This is a genomic window from Saccharopolyspora sp. NPDC045941 (assembly GCF_056431445.1).
Genome location: NZ_JBWKKU010000005.1, coordinates 91965 through 107574, shown reverse-complemented (window position 1 = coordinate 107574; position 15610 = coordinate 91965). Strand labels below are relative to the sequence as shown.

At 71.0% G+C, this 15610-nt stretch carries 17 protein-coding genes; 7 read left to right on the top strand and 10 right to left on the bottom strand.

Annotated features, from left to right (window positions below; all coding sequences use genetic code 11):
• Nucleotides 1–13: 13 nt before the first annotated feature.
• Nucleotides 14–1252 carry a serine hydrolase domain-containing protein gene (locus AC07FN_RS05780; RefSeq protein WP_478394567.1) on the top strand — a complete coding sequence of 413 codons (1239 nt, stop codon included), beginning with the start codon at nucleotides 14–16 and terminating at the stop codon, nucleotides 1250–1252.
• A 49-nt stretch (nucleotides 1253–1301) separates the two neighbouring features.
• On the opposite strand, the gene AC07FN_RS05775 is transcribed toward AC07FN_RS05780, so the two are convergent.
• The 3 genes from AC07FN_RS05775 to AC07FN_RS05765 are packed head-to-tail and all read right to left on the bottom strand — an operon-like array spanning nucleotide 1302 to nucleotide 3657.
• A complete protein-coding gene (locus tag AC07FN_RS05775) occupies nucleotides 1302–2246 on the bottom strand; it encodes an MBL fold metallo-hydrolase (protein ID WP_478394566.1) in 945 nt (314 codons plus the stop codon).
• Between the two features lie 44 nt (nucleotides 2247–2290).
• Entirely contained in the window at nucleotides 2291–3085 is a 795-nt protein-coding gene (locus AC07FN_RS05770) for an SCO1664 family protein (protein WP_358570973.1), read from the bottom strand.
• Between the two features lie 5 nt (nucleotides 3086–3090).
• A complete protein-coding gene (locus tag AC07FN_RS05765; RefSeq protein WP_478394565.1) occupies nucleotides 3091–3657 on the bottom strand; it encodes a DUF3090 domain-containing protein in 567 nt (188 codons plus the stop codon).
• A 371-nt stretch (nucleotides 3658–4028) separates the two neighbouring features.
• Between AC07FN_RS05765 and AC07FN_RS05760 the strand changes: the two genes are divergently transcribed.
• Nucleotides 4029–4961: a S66 peptidase family protein gene (locus tag AC07FN_RS05760; RefSeq protein WP_478394564.1), complete on the top strand. Its 933-nt coding sequence runs from the start codon at nucleotides 4029–4031 to the stop codon at nucleotides 4959–4961.
• Here the strand turns inward: AC07FN_RS05760 and AC07FN_RS05755 are convergent.
• Complete coding sequence (locus tag AC07FN_RS05755; RefSeq protein ID WP_478394563.1) at nucleotides 4958–5524, bottom strand: CGNR zinc finger domain-containing protein; 567 nt, start codon at nucleotides 5522–5524, stop codon at nucleotides 4958–4960. The two genes, AC07FN_RS05760 and AC07FN_RS05755, sit on opposite strands and share 4 nt — an antisense overlap.
• 78 nt (nucleotides 5525–5602) lie before the next feature.
• Here AC07FN_RS05755 and AC07FN_RS05750 point away from each other — a divergent pair, with 78 nt between their 5' ends.
• The 4 genes from AC07FN_RS05750 to AC07FN_RS05735 are packed head-to-tail and all read left to right on the top strand — an operon-like array spanning nucleotide 5603 to nucleotide 7698.
• Nucleotides 5603–6457 (top strand): alpha/beta fold hydrolase, encoded by an 855-nt coding sequence (locus AC07FN_RS05750; protein ID WP_452612758.1) that lies wholly within the window; start codon nucleotides 5603–5605, stop codon nucleotides 6455–6457.
• A gap of 13 nt (nucleotides 6458–6470) precedes the next feature.
• Entirely contained in the window at nucleotides 6471–7100 is a 630-nt protein-coding gene (locus AC07FN_RS05745; RefSeq protein ID WP_478394562.1) for a nucleoside/nucleotide kinase family protein, read from the top strand.
• Between the two features lie 56 nt (nucleotides 7101–7156).
• Complete coding sequence (locus AC07FN_RS05740; protein ID WP_478394561.1) at nucleotides 7157–7381, top strand: hypothetical protein; 225 nt, start codon at nucleotides 7157–7159, stop codon at nucleotides 7379–7381.
• Nucleotides 7378–7698 (top strand): type II toxin-antitoxin system PemK/MazF family toxin, encoded by a 321-nt coding sequence (locus AC07FN_RS05735; protein ID WP_478394560.1) that lies wholly within the window; start codon nucleotides 7378–7380, stop codon nucleotides 7696–7698. The genes AC07FN_RS05740 and AC07FN_RS05735 overlap by 4 nt, the downstream gene beginning before the upstream one ends.
• Before the next feature lie 3 nt (nucleotides 7699–7701).
• On the opposite strand, the gene AC07FN_RS05730 is transcribed toward AC07FN_RS05735, so the two are convergent.
• From AC07FN_RS05730 to AC07FN_RS05715, 4 genes are read right to left on the bottom strand one after another with little or no spacing between them, the layout of a single operon-like run.
• Entirely contained in the window at nucleotides 7702–9285 is a 1584-nt protein-coding gene (locus AC07FN_RS05730; protein ID WP_478394559.1) for a dipeptide ABC transporter ATP-binding protein, read from the bottom strand.
• Entirely contained in the window at nucleotides 9282–10178 is an 897-nt protein-coding gene (locus AC07FN_RS05725; protein ID WP_478394558.1) for an ABC transporter permease, read from the bottom strand. Before AC07FN_RS05725 ends, AC07FN_RS05730 begins: the two co-directional genes overlap by 4 nt.
• A complete protein-coding gene (locus AC07FN_RS05720) occupies nucleotides 10175–11212 on the bottom strand; it encodes an ABC transporter permease (protein WP_452612754.1) in 1038 nt (345 codons plus the stop codon). Before AC07FN_RS05720 ends, AC07FN_RS05725 begins: the two co-directional genes overlap by 4 nt.
• Nucleotides 11213–11215: 3 nt before the next feature.
• Complete coding sequence (locus AC07FN_RS05715; protein ID WP_478394557.1) at nucleotides 11216–13006, bottom strand: ABC transporter substrate-binding protein; 1791 nt, start codon at nucleotides 13004–13006, stop codon at nucleotides 11216–11218.
• 169 nt (nucleotides 13007–13175) lie between these two features.
• Here AC07FN_RS05715 and AC07FN_RS05710 point away from each other — a divergent pair, with 169 nt between their 5' ends.
• Nucleotides 13176–14003, top strand: coding sequence for a M55 family metallopeptidase (locus AC07FN_RS05710; RefSeq protein ID WP_478394556.1), 828 nt, complete (start codon nucleotides 13176–13178; stop codon nucleotides 14001–14003).
• Here AC07FN_RS05710 and AC07FN_RS05705 read toward each other — a convergent pair whose 3' ends face one another.
• Both AC07FN_RS05705 and AC07FN_RS05700 read right to left on the bottom strand, forming a co-directional pair.
• Nucleotides 14004–14717 (bottom strand): Imm1 family immunity protein, encoded by a 714-nt coding sequence (locus AC07FN_RS05705; protein ID WP_478394555.1) that lies wholly within the window; start codon nucleotides 14715–14717, stop codon nucleotides 14004–14006.
• 119 nt (nucleotides 14718–14836) lie between these two features.
• Nucleotides 14837–15463, bottom strand: coding sequence for a TetR/AcrR family transcriptional regulator (locus AC07FN_RS05700; RefSeq protein ID WP_358570947.1), 627 nt, complete (start codon nucleotides 15461–15463; stop codon nucleotides 14837–14839).
• Nucleotides 15464–15610 lie beyond the last annotated feature (147 nt).

The following is a 15610-nucleotide window of genomic DNA, read 5'->3' as shown; positions in this document are numbered from 1 at the left end:
GCAGGAGGATCAAGTGGCCCTGGAGATCGAGGTGGACCCCGCCGAGGCAGGGTTCGACGCCGCCCGGCTGAACCGAATCGACCAGCACTTCGCCAAGTACGTCGAGGCGGGCAAGCTGCCCGGCTGGCTGGCGCTGGTGTCCCGGCAGGGCAAGATCGCGCACCTGTCGACGCACGGCATGCGCGACGTCGCCGCCGGCGCCCCGGTGCAGACCGACACCCTGTTCCGGATCTACTCCATGACCAAACCGGTCACCTCGGTGGCGATCATGATGCTGCACGAGGAGGGCGCGTTCGAGCTCACAGACCCGGTCAGCGACTTCATCCCGTCGTTCGCCGAGCTGCGCGTCTACAGCGGCGGCACGGCCCGCGCCCCGCAGACCCGCCCGGCGGGCGAGGACATGCGGATCTGGCACCTGCTGACCCACACCGCCGGCCTCACCTACGCCTTCCACTACCTGAACCCGGTCGACGAGCTCTACCGCCGCGCGGGCTTCGAGTACGGCATGGCCGACGACCTCGACCTGGCGGGCTGCTGCGACGAGTGGGCGAGCATGCCGCTGCTGTTCGACCCCGGCACGGCCTGGAACTACTCGGTGGCCACCGACGTGCTGGGCCGGATCGTGGAGGTGGCGTCCGGGCAGACGCTGGACGAGTTCTTCCGCACCCGCATCTTCGAGCCGCTGGGCATGACCGACACCGGCTTCGCGGTGGACCGCGCCGACGCCGACCGGCTCGCCACCCTCTACGTCGCCGACCCGCAGGGCAAGGCCCGCCCGCACCCGAAGCAGGCGGAGCTGGGCGCGGCGGCGTTCGAGCTGCCCAAGGCCCTCTCCGGCGGCGGCGGGCTGTTCTCCTCGGCGCACGACTACCACCGGTTCACGCAGATGCTGCTGCGCGAGGGCGAACTCGACGGGGTCCGCCTGCTCGGCAGCCGCACGGTGCAGTACATGACCCGCAACCACCTGCCCGGCGGCGCGGACCTGGAAACGCTGGCGCTCGGCGCGTTCTCGGAGGTGGCCAACGCGGGCAAGGGCTTCGGGCTGGGCTTCGCGGTGATCGACGACCCGATGGCGGCGAAGGTGATCAGCTCCCCGGGCGAGTTCTCCTGGGGCGGCCTGGCCAGCACCGCGTTCTGGGTGGACCCGGCGGAGGACCTGACGGTGCTGTTCCTGACCCAGCTGATGCCGTCGAGCACCCACCCCATCCGATCCCAACTGCACCAACTCGTCTACCAGGCCCTGGTGGACTGACCTGATCGGGCTCGTGAGCGTTTTGGACCGCTATGGCGATCCAAAACGCTCACGACTCCAGGACGCGGGATTCGCCGACCGCCAGGTCCCACAGCCGCTCCGGGTCGCGGCCCGCGTCGCGCCACGCCTTGCGGATCCGGGTCAGCGGCTCCGTGACCGGCTCGCGGGTGAGCACGAACGTTCCCCAGTGCATGGTCGCCGCGTGCTCCGCGCCCAGGTCGGCCACCGCCTGCACGGCCTCCTCCGGGTCCATGTGCACCGGTTTCATGAACCAGCGCGGGTCGTACGCGCCGATCGGCACCATCGCCACGTCGATGCCCGGGTAGCGCTGCGCGATCTCCGCGAAGTGCGGCCCGTAGCCGCTGTCCCCGGCGTGGTAGACCCGGTGCTCCGGCCCGGTGATCACCCAGCTGCCCCACAGGCTGCGGCAGGTGTCCCGCGGGCCGCGGCGGCTCCAGTGCCGGGCGGGCGCGAAGTCGAACGTCAGCCCGGCGACCTCCGCCGACTGCCACCAGTCCAGCTCGACGACGTCGGTGAAGCCGCGGCGCCGGAACCAGCGGCCCAGCCCCGCGGGCGCCAGCACCGGGGTGGCGCGGGGCAGCCGCAGCACGGTGGGCGCGTCCAGGTGGTCGTAGTGGTTGTGGCTGATCACGACCGCGTCGACGGGCGGCAGCTCGCCGAAGGCGACGCCCGGCGGCGTGAGCCGTCGCGGCACGCCGGGGATCCGCGACGACCACACCGGGTCGGTGAGCACCGTCGTCCCGGCCATCCGCACCACGTACGTCGAGTGCCCGACCCAGGTGACCGAGGTGTCCCGCGCCGTCACCGGCGGCAGTCCGGTCCGCAGCACCGGGATCCGGTCGGCGTCCTCCACCCGGCCGCGGAACCCGCCGGTCCACATCAGCCGCATCACGGCCCGGAAGCTGGGCAGCGGCTCGTGCAAGCGGTCCGCGTAGGAGGACTGGATCATCGGCTGCTGGTACTCGGGTCGCACCCGACCAGATTGCCCTGCGCGGCCGCGGGTCCGCACCCGCGGCGTCAGAAGGCGGGCCAGGGGATGGCCGGCCATTCCCCGGACGGCGCGGGGAACACGCCGTCCACCAGCAGTCGCTCGATGCGCGCGTTGACCGCCTGGACTTCCTTCGGGGTGACGTGTTCGGCCAGCTCAGCGGCCAGCTCGCCCTCCATCAGGGCGCGCAGCTCGCCCAGCCGGTCGACGACGTCGCCCGGCAGCGGCTGCCCGATCCAGCCCCACAGCACGGTGCGCAGCTTGTCGTCGGTGTTGAGGCTCACGCCGTGGTCGACGCCGAGCACCCGGCCGTCCGGGGCGTGCAGGATGTGCCCGCCCTTGCGGTCGGCGTTGTTGATCACGATGTCGAGCACCGCCAGCAGCCGCAGCTGCTCGTGGTCGGCGTGCGCAAGCACGACCGGGTCGCCGCGGTGGTCCTGGGCGCGCAGCACCGCCAGCCAGCCGTCCGGGACCTCGCCGGGGGCGACGATGTCGACCAGCTGCGAGTCCTCCTCGACGTCCACCCACAGCTGCACCATGCCCGGCCCGAACGGGCCGTCGCGCAGCAGCGTCGGCGGGATCAGCCCCCAGCCGGTGGCCTCGGACAGCAGGTAGGACGCGACCTCGCGACCGGCCAGCGTGCCGTCCGGGAAGTCCCATAACGGCCGCTCGCCGCGCACCGGCTTGTAGACGCACTCGGCGGACACGCCGTCGGCCTCGATCCCGCAGAACAGCGTCGCGTTGGACGCCTCCACCAGCCGCCCCTGCACGTCCAGCCGGCCGTGCCGGAGCAGTTCCGCGAGCGCGGGATCGCCCGCGTGCACGACCGTCAGACCTCTTCCGAGCGGCGGTAGCCGTTCTGCCGCGGGCAGATGTGCCCGGCGGGGTCCAGCGGCTCGGCGCACAGCGGGCACGGCTTGCGGCCCGCGTTGATGACGCGCTCGGCGCGCTCGGCGAACGCCCGCGCGTGCGCGGGGCTGAGGAACACCCGCAGCGCGTCGGGGCCTTCCTCGGTGTCGTCGAGCACCACCGATTCGTCGATCTCCTCCTCGGTGACCGCGAGGAGCTCTACGACGACCGCCTCGGTTTCGGCGTCCCAGCCCAGCCCCATGGTGCCGACCCGGAACTCCTCGTCGACCGGCACCACCAGCGGGTCGGTGTCGACGAGGTCGTCGGGGGTCTGGCTGGGCAGATCGGCGTTGAACCGGCGCTGCACTTCTTCCAGCAGCGCGCCGATGCGTTCGGCCAGCACCGACACCTGCTGCTTCTCGAGCTGCACGCTGACCGTGCGAACGTCCTCGGACGCCTGCAGGTAGAAGGTGCGATCGCCGGGTTCCCCGACCGTTCCGGCGACGAATCGGTCGGGTTGACGGAAGACGTGGATGACACGAGCCATGACTCCTCCGACCCTAGGCCACCGCGCGCCGTGCGTGCGCGGCTGGCCCCCGTTTCCTTCATCACCGTTGCGAACCGGCCCGGCTTCCGCCGGGTCCACCGCCGGTTTACTCGCTGAACGGGCTCGTCGACCACCTGTTTCAGCGTTGTTCGCCATCGGCGAACTCCAGCGCGTCACGCCTGGTGCGGATACTCTCACGGGCGGTGGTCAAGATCGCCGGATGGAGCAGGCATGAGTAGCCCTGTGTCAACCTCAGTCCTCCTCAACCGCACCCCAGGGGACCGTGACGCAAGCCAGCCACAAGAAGCCACGCAACGGGAGATCGGGCTGGACGCAACCACCACTGTGGATCGCGGAGAGGCGGACCAGTCATGACCATGCGCGAACTACGTCGCCCGCACCGGCTGCGCAGCGGGGACACCGTGGCGCTCGTCGCGCCCGCCGGACCGGTGCCGGAGGACCTGCTCGAAACCGGGCTGGAGCAACTGCGCTCGTGGGGCCTGAACACCAGGGTCGGCAAACACGTCCGGGATCGCCACCCGCGCCTGGACTACCTCGCGGGCACCGACGCCGACCGCGCCGCCGACCTGCAGGAGGCGTGGTGCGATCCGGACGTCAGCGCGGTGTTCTGCGTGCGCGGCGGCTACGGCAGCATGCGGATCCTCGACCTCCTGGACTGGACCGAGATGGCCGCGGCCGGGCCGAAGCTGTTCACCGGCTCCAGCGACATCACGGCCCTGCACGACGCGTTCGCCACCCAGCTGGGCCTGGTCACGGTGTTCGGGCCGATGGCCGCGACGAAGGCGTTCACCGAAGACGCGGCGGCGCGGGAGCACCTGCGCCGCACCCTGTTCCAGCCCGAGTCGGTCACCATCCTGACCCGCTCCACCGCGGACGCGCTCGTGCCCGGGCGGGCGCGGGGCATCACCTACGGCGGCAACCTGAGCATCGTCGCGGGTTCCTTCGGCGCACCGGACGCACCGACGCCGCCGGAGCGCGGCATCGCCATGCTCGAAGACGTCACGGAGGACCCGTACCAGCTGGACCGGTTCGTCACGCAGCTGCTGCGCGCGGGTTGGTTCGACCACGCCGCCGGGATCGCGCTCGGTTCCTGGACGGAGTGCGGACCGCTGGAAGAGGTGCGCACGGTGATGTCGGACCGCCTGGGCGGCCTGGGCGTGCCGATCCTGTGGGAGCTGGGCTTCGGCCACTGCACGGCCCAGCGCACCATCCCGCTCGGGGTGGCCGCCGAACTCGACACCGACGCGCAGCGCCTCTCGATCCTGCAGCCCGCGCTGCTCTAGTTCGCTTTCTTCCGCGCGTAGTGCTGGCGGGCCTTCGCGCGGTTTCCGCACCGAGCCATCGAGCACCACTGCCGGTTTCGCGCCGGGGAGACGTCGACGAACCGGATCCCGCAGAGGTGGAAGGCGCAGACGGCGACGCGCGGGAACGGATCGGTGGCGAGCAGGTCGATCGCGTCGACTGCGACCGCCGCCAGCGCGGCCCGCACCGGGTCGTCCGGCGGCGGGCGCCGGGCTTCCACCGACCCGTCCGGGCGCACCAGCAGCTGGGTCGCAGCGCGGTTCTCCGCGCGAGCGGCTTCGTTGATCAGGTCCACATCGGACTCCGCGATGCCGAGTCCCTGGGCCCTGGCCTGCAGCGGCCGGTCGATCGCCTCGCGCAGCTCGCGCGCGAACTCAACGTGCGCGTCCGCGGGCGCGCTGCCCGCGCGGAGCCCGGCTTCGCGCAGCCATTCGGCCAGGCGATCCGGCGTCACCAGCAGTTCGCGGCCGCCGCAGTAGCGGTCGCGCAGCGTGTTGACCAGATCGAGGCTGGGACGACCGCCGTCCCAGATCCAATCACCCATTCTCGTCCCCTCCGCCGGCCGTCGATATGGCATTCTAAGTTCTAACCTCCCAAGACGGTTAGAATCGGAGTTCGCCGGATGCCGACCGAAGAAGTCGCCCTGATCAACGGTTTGCGCGTGCACTACACGCGGGCGGGCAGCGGCCCGGGTCTGGTGCTGCTGCACGGCTGGCCGCAGACCAGCCACTGCTGGCGGAAGCTGATCCCGGAGCTGGCCCGCACCCACACCGTGATCGCGCCGGACCTGCGCGGCTACGGCCGGACCGACAAGCCCCGCACCGGCTACGACAAGCGCACGATGGCCTCCGACGTGGCAGCGCTGGCCGAATCGCTGGGCTTCGAGTCGGTCAGCGTCGTCGGCCACGACCGGGGCGCGCGGGTGGCACACCGCTGGGGCCTGGACCGCCCGGCGCAGGTCGACCGGCTGGCGCTGCTGGACGTCGTGCCGACCCGCGAGATGTGGAAGCGGCTGAACACCGAAGCCGGCATGGCCTACTGGCACTGGCTGTTCCACATGCAGCCGGACCTGCCGGAACGCCTGGCCGGTGCCGACGTCGCGGGCTACCTCGGGTACTTCTTCGAGCGCTGGACGGTCAACCGGCACGGCCTGGAAGCGGCGGCGATCGACGAGTACGTGCGCGCCTTCTCCGCGCCCGGCGCGCTGCGCGCCGGTTTCGACGACTACCGGGCGTCGTTCCCGCACGACAGCGAGCACGACGACGTCGACGCGGCGGCGGGCCGGAAGCTGACCATGCCGGTGCTGGCGCTGTGGGGCTCGGCCGGCCTGCCCGCCCGGCTGCCGATGCGCGAGATCTGGCTCGACTACGCCGACGACCTCACCAGCGCCGAAATCCCGGAATGCGGCCACTTCCTGCCCGAGGAACGCCCGGAAGCGGTGCTGGCGCACCTGCGGGAGTTCCTGAAGGCGGCTTGATACCTTCGGGCCCATGCGCGTCCGCCCCATCTCCCCCGACCTGCTGGCCGCAGAGGTGGTGGAACGCATCGACGCCCTGCGGGGCCGCTGGGCGCGGGTGGCGGTGGACGGCGCACCCGCCGCCGACACCGGCGAATTCGCCGCCGCGCTGGTGGAACCGCTGCGGGCGCGGGGGCGCGAGGTGGTCCGGGTGCGCGCCGCGGACTACCTGCGCCCGGCCTCGCTGCGACTGGAACACGGCCACCACGACCCGGACTCGTTCTACGAGAACTGGTTCGACCTGAAAGCCCTGACCCGCGAGGTGCTGACCCCGCTGTCCGCGAGCGGAAACGGCCAGGTGCTACCCGCCTTCTGGGACGCCGAAGCGGACCGCTCGCCCCGACTCGCCCGCATCGCCCTCCCACTCCGCGGAGTGGCCATTGTGGACGGACCGCTGCTGCTCGGCGCGGGCCTGGACTTCGACTTCGCGATCCACCTCTGGCTCCCGGAAGCGGCCCTGCAGCGGCGAACCCCGGAACCGGACCGCTGGACACTGCCCGCATTCCGGCACTACGCCGAAGAAGCCACCCCGGAACGTCTCGCGGACCTCGTGGTCCGAGTCGACCGCCCAGGCCGCCCCGCCGTCGTCGACAGCCTGGACTGAACCAACCAGACCACATCCCACCTGCACGTATTACAAAATGTGTTACGATCGGTGGCATGGGCACGCTGAACGTTCGCACCGATGAGGCCATGGAAACCGCGCTGAAGGCGTTAACCGGCGATACGCGGAGCCGGTCCGAGGCCGTCCGCTACGCGCTCCTGCGCACTTATAAGGAAATCCTGCTCGAGCAGGCAGAGCAGGACGCAGAGCGGCTGAAGGAAGATCCTGATGACCAGGCCGAAATGCTGGCCATACAACGGTTCATGGGAGCCGCCGAGTGATCTTCCGGGGAGCCGTGTACGAGATCAAAGCACTCCCCGGAGCGCGCGGACACGAGCAACAAGACAAGCGGTATGCCGTGATCATCCAGTCCGGCCGCTTCTCGACCAGCACGGTCGCGGTCGCACTCACCTCCACCCGGGCAGGCGCAGCCGTCTACCGGCCCGAAATCGAGCTGAACGGCACCAAGAGCCGGATACTCACCGACCAGATCTACTCGGTGTCGCCTGATCGGCTTGGCGAGTTCAAAGGCTCGCTCGACGCCGGTGAGCTCGCCGACCTCGACCGGGCGTTGCTGCTGCGATTCGGCCTGATCTGACAGCTAGGCCACGCGGCGCTCGACGGACGGGACGGCGGCCAGGAGCGTCTTCGTGTAGTCGTGCTTGGGGTCGAGCAGGACCTGCTCCACTGGGCCGACCTCCACCAGATCGCCCTGGTACATCACCGCCACCCGGTCCGCGATGTTCCAGGCCAGGCCGAGGTCGTGGGTGATCACCAGCGTCGACAGGCCGCGTTCGACCCGCAGGCGCAGTAGCAGCGCCAGGATTTCGCCGCGCACCGTCGCGTCCAGCGACGCCACCGGCTCGTCCGCGATCAGCACCCGCGGTTCCAGCACCAGCGCTCCCGCGATCACCACGCGCTGCCGCTGGCCGCCCGAGAGCTCCTGCGGCAGGCGGCCGAAGAACTTCTCCGCAGGCCGCAGCTCCGCCGCCTCCAGCGCCGCCGCGACACGACCGCGCTCGTCGTCGGTGATGCCGTGGATCCGCAGACCTTCCGCCACCGCTTCGTAAACCGTGTGCCGGGGGTTGAGCGCGCCGGTCGGGTCCTGCAGCACCAGCTGCACCTGCTTGCGGTACTCGCGCAGCCCGGCGCTGCCGGTCGGCAGCGGCACGCCGTCGAAGCGCACCGCACCGCCCGTCGGCTGCTGCAGCCCCAGCATCGTCCGGGCCAGCGTCGTCTTGCCGGAGCCGGACTGGCCGACCAGCGCGACGATCTCGTTCTCGCCCACCTCCAGGTCCACCCCGCGCACGGCGCGCACGGTCTGCCCGGAACGGCTGGTGAAGTCGACCGACACCGCCTCCGCCGACAGCAGCGCGGGCCCGCTCGGCGCCCCTTCGGTGAGCCGGAACCGCGGGTCGCCGACGGTCGGGAAGGCACTGGCCAGCGCCTGGCTGTGGGCGTGCTGCGGATCGGTCATGACCTGCCCCGACGGACCGTGCTCGACGACCTGCCCCTGGTACATCACCGCCAGCCGCTCGCAGCTGGCCGACAGCACCGACAGGTCGTGGCTGATCATCAGCAGCGCGATGCCGCGCTCGGCGACCAGCCGGCCCATCAGATCCAGGACCTGGGCCTGCACCACCACGTCCAGCGCCGTGGTCGGCTCGTCGGCGATGACCAGGCGCGGCTCGCAGGCCAGCGCCATCGCGATCATCACCCGCTGCTTCTGCCCGCCGGACAGCTCGTGCGGATAGGCGTCGGCCCGCTCCGCGGGCAGCTCCACCTGCGCGAGCAGCTCCGCGACCCGCTTGCGCAGGTCGCCGTTCGCCCGGCCGTGCAGCTTGATCGGCTCGGCGATCTGATCGCCGATGGTGCGCACCGGGTTCAACGCGTGCATGGCGCCCTGGAACACCACCGAAGCGCTCGCCCAGCGCACCGCGCGCAGCTGCCCGAACGTCATCTCGCGCACGTCCTGACCGTCCAGCAGGACCTCGCCGTCGATGCGTGCCGAGCTCGGCAGCAGCCGCAGCACGGACATTGCCAGCGTCGTCTTGCCGCAGCCGGATTCCCCTGCCAGGCCAAGGGTTTCGCCCTCGCCGAGGCTCAGGCTCACGCCGCGCACCGCGGGTTCCTCGGCGCCCCGATAGGTCACCGACACGTCCCGGAATTCCAGAATCGGAGTCACCGCCGCCCCCGCAGCCTCGGATTGAACACGGCCTCCAGCGCCCGTCCGCAGAGCGTGAAACCGAGCACCACCACCACGATTCCCACGCCCGGCGGCAGCAGGTACCACCACGCGCCGCCGGTGACCGCGCCGGTGTCCATCGCGGACTTCAGCATCGAACCCCACGAAACCATGCTCGGATCGCCCAGGCCCAGGAACGACAGCGTCGACTCGGCGATGATCGCGCTGGCCACCGACAACGTCGTGTTGGCGAACACCAGCGGCAGCACGGCGGGCAGCACGTGGCGGCCGATGACGTGGCCGTGCCCCGCGCCCAGCGCCCGGGCCCGCTCGATGTAGGGGCGGGCCTCGATCGTCAGCGTCTGCGCGCGCACCATCCGCGCCGTCGGCGGCCACGCCGTCACCCCGATGGCCAGCACGATCGTCCACAGCCCGCGGGCGAGCACCGTGGACAGCGCGATGGCCAGCACCAGCGACGGCAGGACCAGGAAGAAGTCGGTGAAGCGCAGCAGCACCCGGGAGGTCCAGCCGCCGAAGTGCGCGGCGAGCACCCCCACCACGGTGCCGATCAGCACCGACAGCACGGCCGCCGACAGGCCGACGACCAGCGAAACCCGCGCGCCCCACCAGGTCAGCAGCAGCACCGAACGCCCGGATTCGTCGGTGCCGAGCCAGAAATCGCCGCTCGGCGCCTGCAGCGGGCGACCCGGCGCCCGCGTGACGTCCAGGCCGCCGGCATCGGTGAGCAGCGGCGCGAACAACGCCAGCAAGCCGACCACGACCAGCACCACGAGACCCACCAAACAGGCCCGGTCCGCGCGGAAGACGCGCCACGCCTCGGCCGCCCTGGCCCGGCGGCGAGCCCGGATGATCTGCCCTGCGGTGGCCGTCATGATTCCCGCACCCTCGGATCGAGCACCCGGTAGAGCACATCGGCCAGCACGTTCATCACCACCACGCTCCCCGCAAGCACGATGAAAATGCCCTGCAGCAACGGAAGGTCCGGCACCCGCAGCGCCTCGTAGGTGAGCAATCCCAGACCCGGCCAGGAGAACACCGTCTCCACCGTGATCGCGCCCCCGACCACCAGACCGAGCCGCAGGAAGATCAGCGTGACGGTGGGCAGCAGCGCGTTGGGCACCGCGTGCCGCCGCCGCACCAGGTCCTCGCGCAGGCCCTTGGCGCGCGCGGTGGTCAGGTAGTCCTCGCCCATCTCCTCCAGCAGCGACGAGCGCATCACCATCAGGTACTCGGCGTAGATCACCGCGACCATCGTCAGCGCGGGCAGCACCAGGTGGTGGGCGACGTCGAGGACCTGCGGCAGCAGCTCCGGCGGCGTGTCCGGTGAGGAGATCCCGCCGACCGGGAACATGCCCGGGATCGGCCCGACACCGACGCCGAAGGCCATCAGCACGATCAACCCGAGCCAGAACGTCGGCACCGACCACAGCGTCAGCGCGATCGACGTCGAGGTCTTGTCGAAGGCGCCGCCGTGCTGCCACGCCGCGCGCGAGCCCATCCACAGCCCCAGCAGCACGGCGATCAGGGTCGCCGTGCCCACCAGCAGCACGGTCGGGCCGATGCGGTCGAGGATCAGCTCGCCCACCGGGCGGCTGTAGGTGTAGGAGGTGCCGAGGTCACCGCGCAGCAGGTTGCCGAGGAAGTCCAGGAACTGCTTCCACAGCGGCTGGTCCAGGCCGAACCGCTCGCGCAGCACGGCTATCTGCTGCTCGGTGACCGGCGCGCCGTGGGTCATGGTGCGCACCGGGTCGCCGGGCATCACCCGGAACAGGAAGAAGCCCAGCACCGCCACCAGGAACAGGCTCACCAGGCCGCCGCCCAGCTTGCCCGCCACGTAGCGGACCGCCCGGCGGCCGCCGCCGGTGGGCGGCGCCGGTTCTGCGACTGTCGCGAGTGCTTGGGACACGGTTCACTCCCGGGTGTCGGCGGTCGCCCGGCGGCGGACCACCACCAGCGCGACGACGACGCCGACCAGCACCACGACCCCGCCGAGCACCCAGGCGGCGCCGGTGTAGTCGGTGCCCGAGCCGCTCAGCGCCTTGTCCGTGGGCTGGGCGCCGTAGTAGCCCCAGTAGCCCTGCTGCGCCACGATCACGCCATCGGCCTTCGGTTGCAGGGTGAACCCGCTGTAGCGGTCGGCCCGGTAGGCCTCCAGCGAGTTCTGGTACCACAGGATCAGCCCGGCGGCCTGGTCGTAGAACCGGGCCTGCGCCTGCTGGACCAGGTCGACGCGCTTGTCCTTGTCGAACTCGCCGAGCTGCCGGTTGTACAGGTCGTCGTACTGCTGGTCGCACAGGAACGTGTCCGGGTTGCCGCCGCCGCTGGGCGTCGGCCGGGACGCGCAGGTCTGCAGCCGCAGCACGTAGTCCGGGTCCGGGTTGGCCGACCAGCCGCTGATCACCATGTCGTAGTCGGCGCTGGTGGTGCGGTCGTTGAGCTGGTTGTCCGACACGGGCTGGAGTTCGACGTTGATGCCGAGATCGGCCAGCCACCGCTTGACGAACTCGCCGACCTGGGTGTCCTCCGACCGGGACCCGTGCAGCACGAGGTTGAAGTCCAGCGGCTCGCCCTGCGGGGTGCGGCGGATGCCGTCGGCGCCGCGGGCGTAGCCCGCCTCGTCGAGCTTGCGGTTGGCGGCGGCCGGGTCGAAGGTCCGCGGCTGCGGCGGCGTCCACTGGTAGTCGGAGAAGATCGGCGGCAGGTACCCGCCGCCCTCCTGGCCGTAGCCGCCGAGCACCCGGTCCACCAGGACCTTCCGGTCGATCGCCTGGTCGATGGCCTGCCGCACCCGCACGTCCTTCAGCGCCGGGTGGCCGCTGCCGATCGGCTCGTTCTCGCTGTTGGTCGCGCCCGGGTTGAGCGACAGTTCGAAGAACCGCCGGCCCTGGCCCTTGACCTGCTCGACGTCGGCCTCGCCCGCCAGCGCGTCGAACTGCGCCGGGGTGAGCTTCTGGACGACGTCGACGTCGCCCTTGCGCAGCGCCTGCACCGCGGCGTCGCTGTTCTTGAACTGGACGAACTGCAGTCCCGCGACCTTCGGTGCGCCGCGCCAGAAATCGGGGTTGGCGGTCAGCGTGACGTCCTGCTCCGCGCGGTAGCCCGTGAGCGTGAACGGCCCGCTGCCGACCACCGGCATCTGGTCGTTGGCGAAGCCCGCGACGTCGGTGACCTTCGACCACACGTGCTCGGGCACGATCGGCGCGTCGATCGCCAGCATCGTGGCCTGCGGCGTCTTGGTGCGGACGACCAGCGTGGTGTCGTCCGGTGCGGTGACGGTCTCGAAGTTCTCCACGAAGTTGCCGTTGGCGGTGCTCGCGGCCGGATCGGTCATCATCCGGTTGAACGTGTAGGCGGCGTCGCGGGCGGTCACCGGCTGCCCGTCGGACCACTTGACTCCGGCCCGGATCCGGAAGGTCCAGGTGAGCTTGTCCGGGGAGGGCTCCCAGCTCTCGGCGAGCTCCGGCATCACCGAGAAGTCGTCCGGGCTGTACGTCGTCAGCGTCGGGTAGATGGAGCGGAAGATGTCGGTGGAGGCCAACGTGTACCCCAGGAAGGGGTTCAGCGAGTCGATCTGCTGCTGCAGCCCGATCCGCAGCGTCGCGCCCTCCTGGCGCGCGCCGTCCTGCTGCGCGGTTGCCGGCATCGGCACCAACAAGGCGACCAGCAGCGCAGTCCAGAGCACGGCGAATCGTCTGCCCACGGCGACCCCTCCTTCGTGGCGAGTGAGAAGAAGGAACCACCTTCAGGCGCTGTTCGTCAATGGTTAACCGGCGGTTGTCTCCGAGCAGCATCACGCACAGGTACCGAACCGTTACCCGATCGGCGAGCCGTGTCTCGAAAGTCTGGTCGTGGGGCATAGATTGGGCGGCGTGCGGATCTTGCTCTCAGCGGACATGGAAGGCGTCACCGGCGTCACCTGGACCGACGACGTGGTGCCCGGAACCGAGCAGTGGCAACGCTTCCGGCGCCTGTTCACCGGAGATGTCAACGCGTGCGTCGAAGGGCTCTGCGCGGCCGGCGCCACCGGCGTGCTGGTGAACGAAGCGCATTCGTCCCAGCGGAACCTGCTGCTGGAGGACCTCGACGAGCGCGCGGTGCTGCTGACCGGGCGGCACAAGCCGCTGTCGATGATGCAGGGCATCGAGTCCGATGTGGACGGTGTGGCGTTCGTCGGCTACCACGCGGGCGCCGGCGAGGAAGGCGTCCTTTCCCACACCTACCTGGAGAACTCCATCACCGGGGTGTGGCTCGACGGCGCGCCCGCCGGCGAGGGCGGCCTCAACGCGGCGCTCGCCGCCGAGTACGGGGTGCCAGTCCTGCTGGTCACCGGCGACGACCGGGCCTGCGCCGAGGCCGCCGGGTACGCGCCCGCGGCGAAGACCGTCGCAGTGAAGGAATGCGTCAGCCGCTACGCGGCGATCTGCCGCCCGCCGGCCCGCACCGCGGCCGACATCCGCGCCGCGGCAAGCGAAAGCCTGCGCCTGGCCGGGCGGACCGGAGGCGTGGCCCGCCCGCACCGCATCGAGGTGGAGTTCGACGCCGCGCACCTCGCCGCGGCCGCCGCGGTGATCCCGACCGTCGAGCAGCTGGGCGTGCGGCGGGTCGGGTTCGACGCGCCGGACATGACCGAGGCGATGAAGGCGTTCAAGATCGTGACGACCATCGCCGCGCGCGCCGTCCAGGGCATCTACGGCTGATTACAGATCGCCCCAGCGCGCAGCCTGCCACTGCACGGCCGACGGCCGCTGCCCGGTTCGGGTGAATTCGTCCAGCGCCGCCCGGAGTTCCCGGAACGGCAGCACCGCGTTGCGCGGGAACTTCAGCGTGCTGCCCGCGTCGAACGGCAGTGCGGGCGCGTCCGCCGACGGCTCCGGGTTGAGCGTGTGCCAGGAGTCGAGATCGCCTTCCTCGGACTCCTCGGTGAAGTTCAGGACGCCGACCTCGGTCTCCGCGTCGGTGACGATCCGGATCTGCTGGTACGGCCCGGCCGCGTCCGGATCCTCGTGCGGGCGGTCCCAGACGTAGAGGTGGCTGGCGCCGGGCTGCTGCGGCCGGAGCACCCGGTCCACCAGCTCGGCCTTGTCGTCCTCGGTCTGCGCGTAGTACCGCTCGCCGTCGGCCACCGCGGTCGCGATCGTGATCCCGAGTTCGGTGTTGCGGGCCCCGATCGCCTCGGAACGCAGGCCTTCCAGGCAGATCCGCGCCTCCTTCAGCGCCTTGATCGCCGCGCCCTGGTGGAACACCAGGTCTCCCCAGTACGGGTGGCCGAGCACCTTGTTGAGGTCGGCGTAGACCTCGTGCGTCGCCTCGATCAGCTTGTCCAAGGCGTCCACCGGGACGTCCGTGAGGCGGGCGAACACGACCGCAGGCGGTTCGAGCGGGCCGGTCTCGTCCGGTGCTGGATTCGACATGGGTTCCCTGCATCCACTTCGATCGTGGGCGACCCCCAGGACGCCCTGCCCAGATCTCGTTCCCCCCAAAGGCTACCGTGCGTCATCCGACGGACCCTCACCGCACGGTCGCCCGGCGTTCAGCTGGCGTGGTCGCGCAGCACGCTGATCGCCGGTTCGTCCCGCACCGAGGCGAGGGACAATAACGCCCGCGCGAGCCCGTCCGGGTCGTCGAACCCGAGCTCCTCGACCAGATCGTCGGGCAGGCTGAGCATCGACAGCGCGACGCCGAGCATGCCCGCATCGAGCAATCCCGCGCCGCGGCGGCTCATCCGGCGCCCCACCGCAGCCTGCAGCTGCACCGCGGTGTCCACATTGGCCTCGGTGATGTCCCCGAGCTCCTCGCGCACTTCGGGATTGCGCACGGCCTCCAGGTGCAGCTCGAACAGCGCCAGGAACTGGGATCGCGCACTCGTCGACATCCGCCGCAACATCGCCGCGTACAGCGCGGTGATGTCCTCGCCGGTGACGTCGGCGGGGACCTGGCTGCGCAGGCCGCGCAGCGCCTCGGTGTGCTGGGCGGCGAGGTAGCGCGCAACGGCCAGGAACACCGCGCTGCGCGTCGGGTAGTAGTTCTTGGTCGTACCCTCTGGAACCTCGGCCTCGCGATCGATGGCGCGGTGCGTCAGCCCGCGGCCTCCATCGCGCGCCAGCACCTCGATGGCGGCGTCGGCGAGCAGTTCCCGGCGGTTGCCTCGTTGCGGCATGCATCCCCTGGCTGTTCGATCTTGCAGGCTGATCAACAGCGTAGCCCGCACACCACACCAGTGGTGGGCAGGGGCACGCCGCGCGCCTTGACCGGCATCCCCGCGATTGGTATAGACCTCATGTCCGCGATCACCTCGCCACGGGAG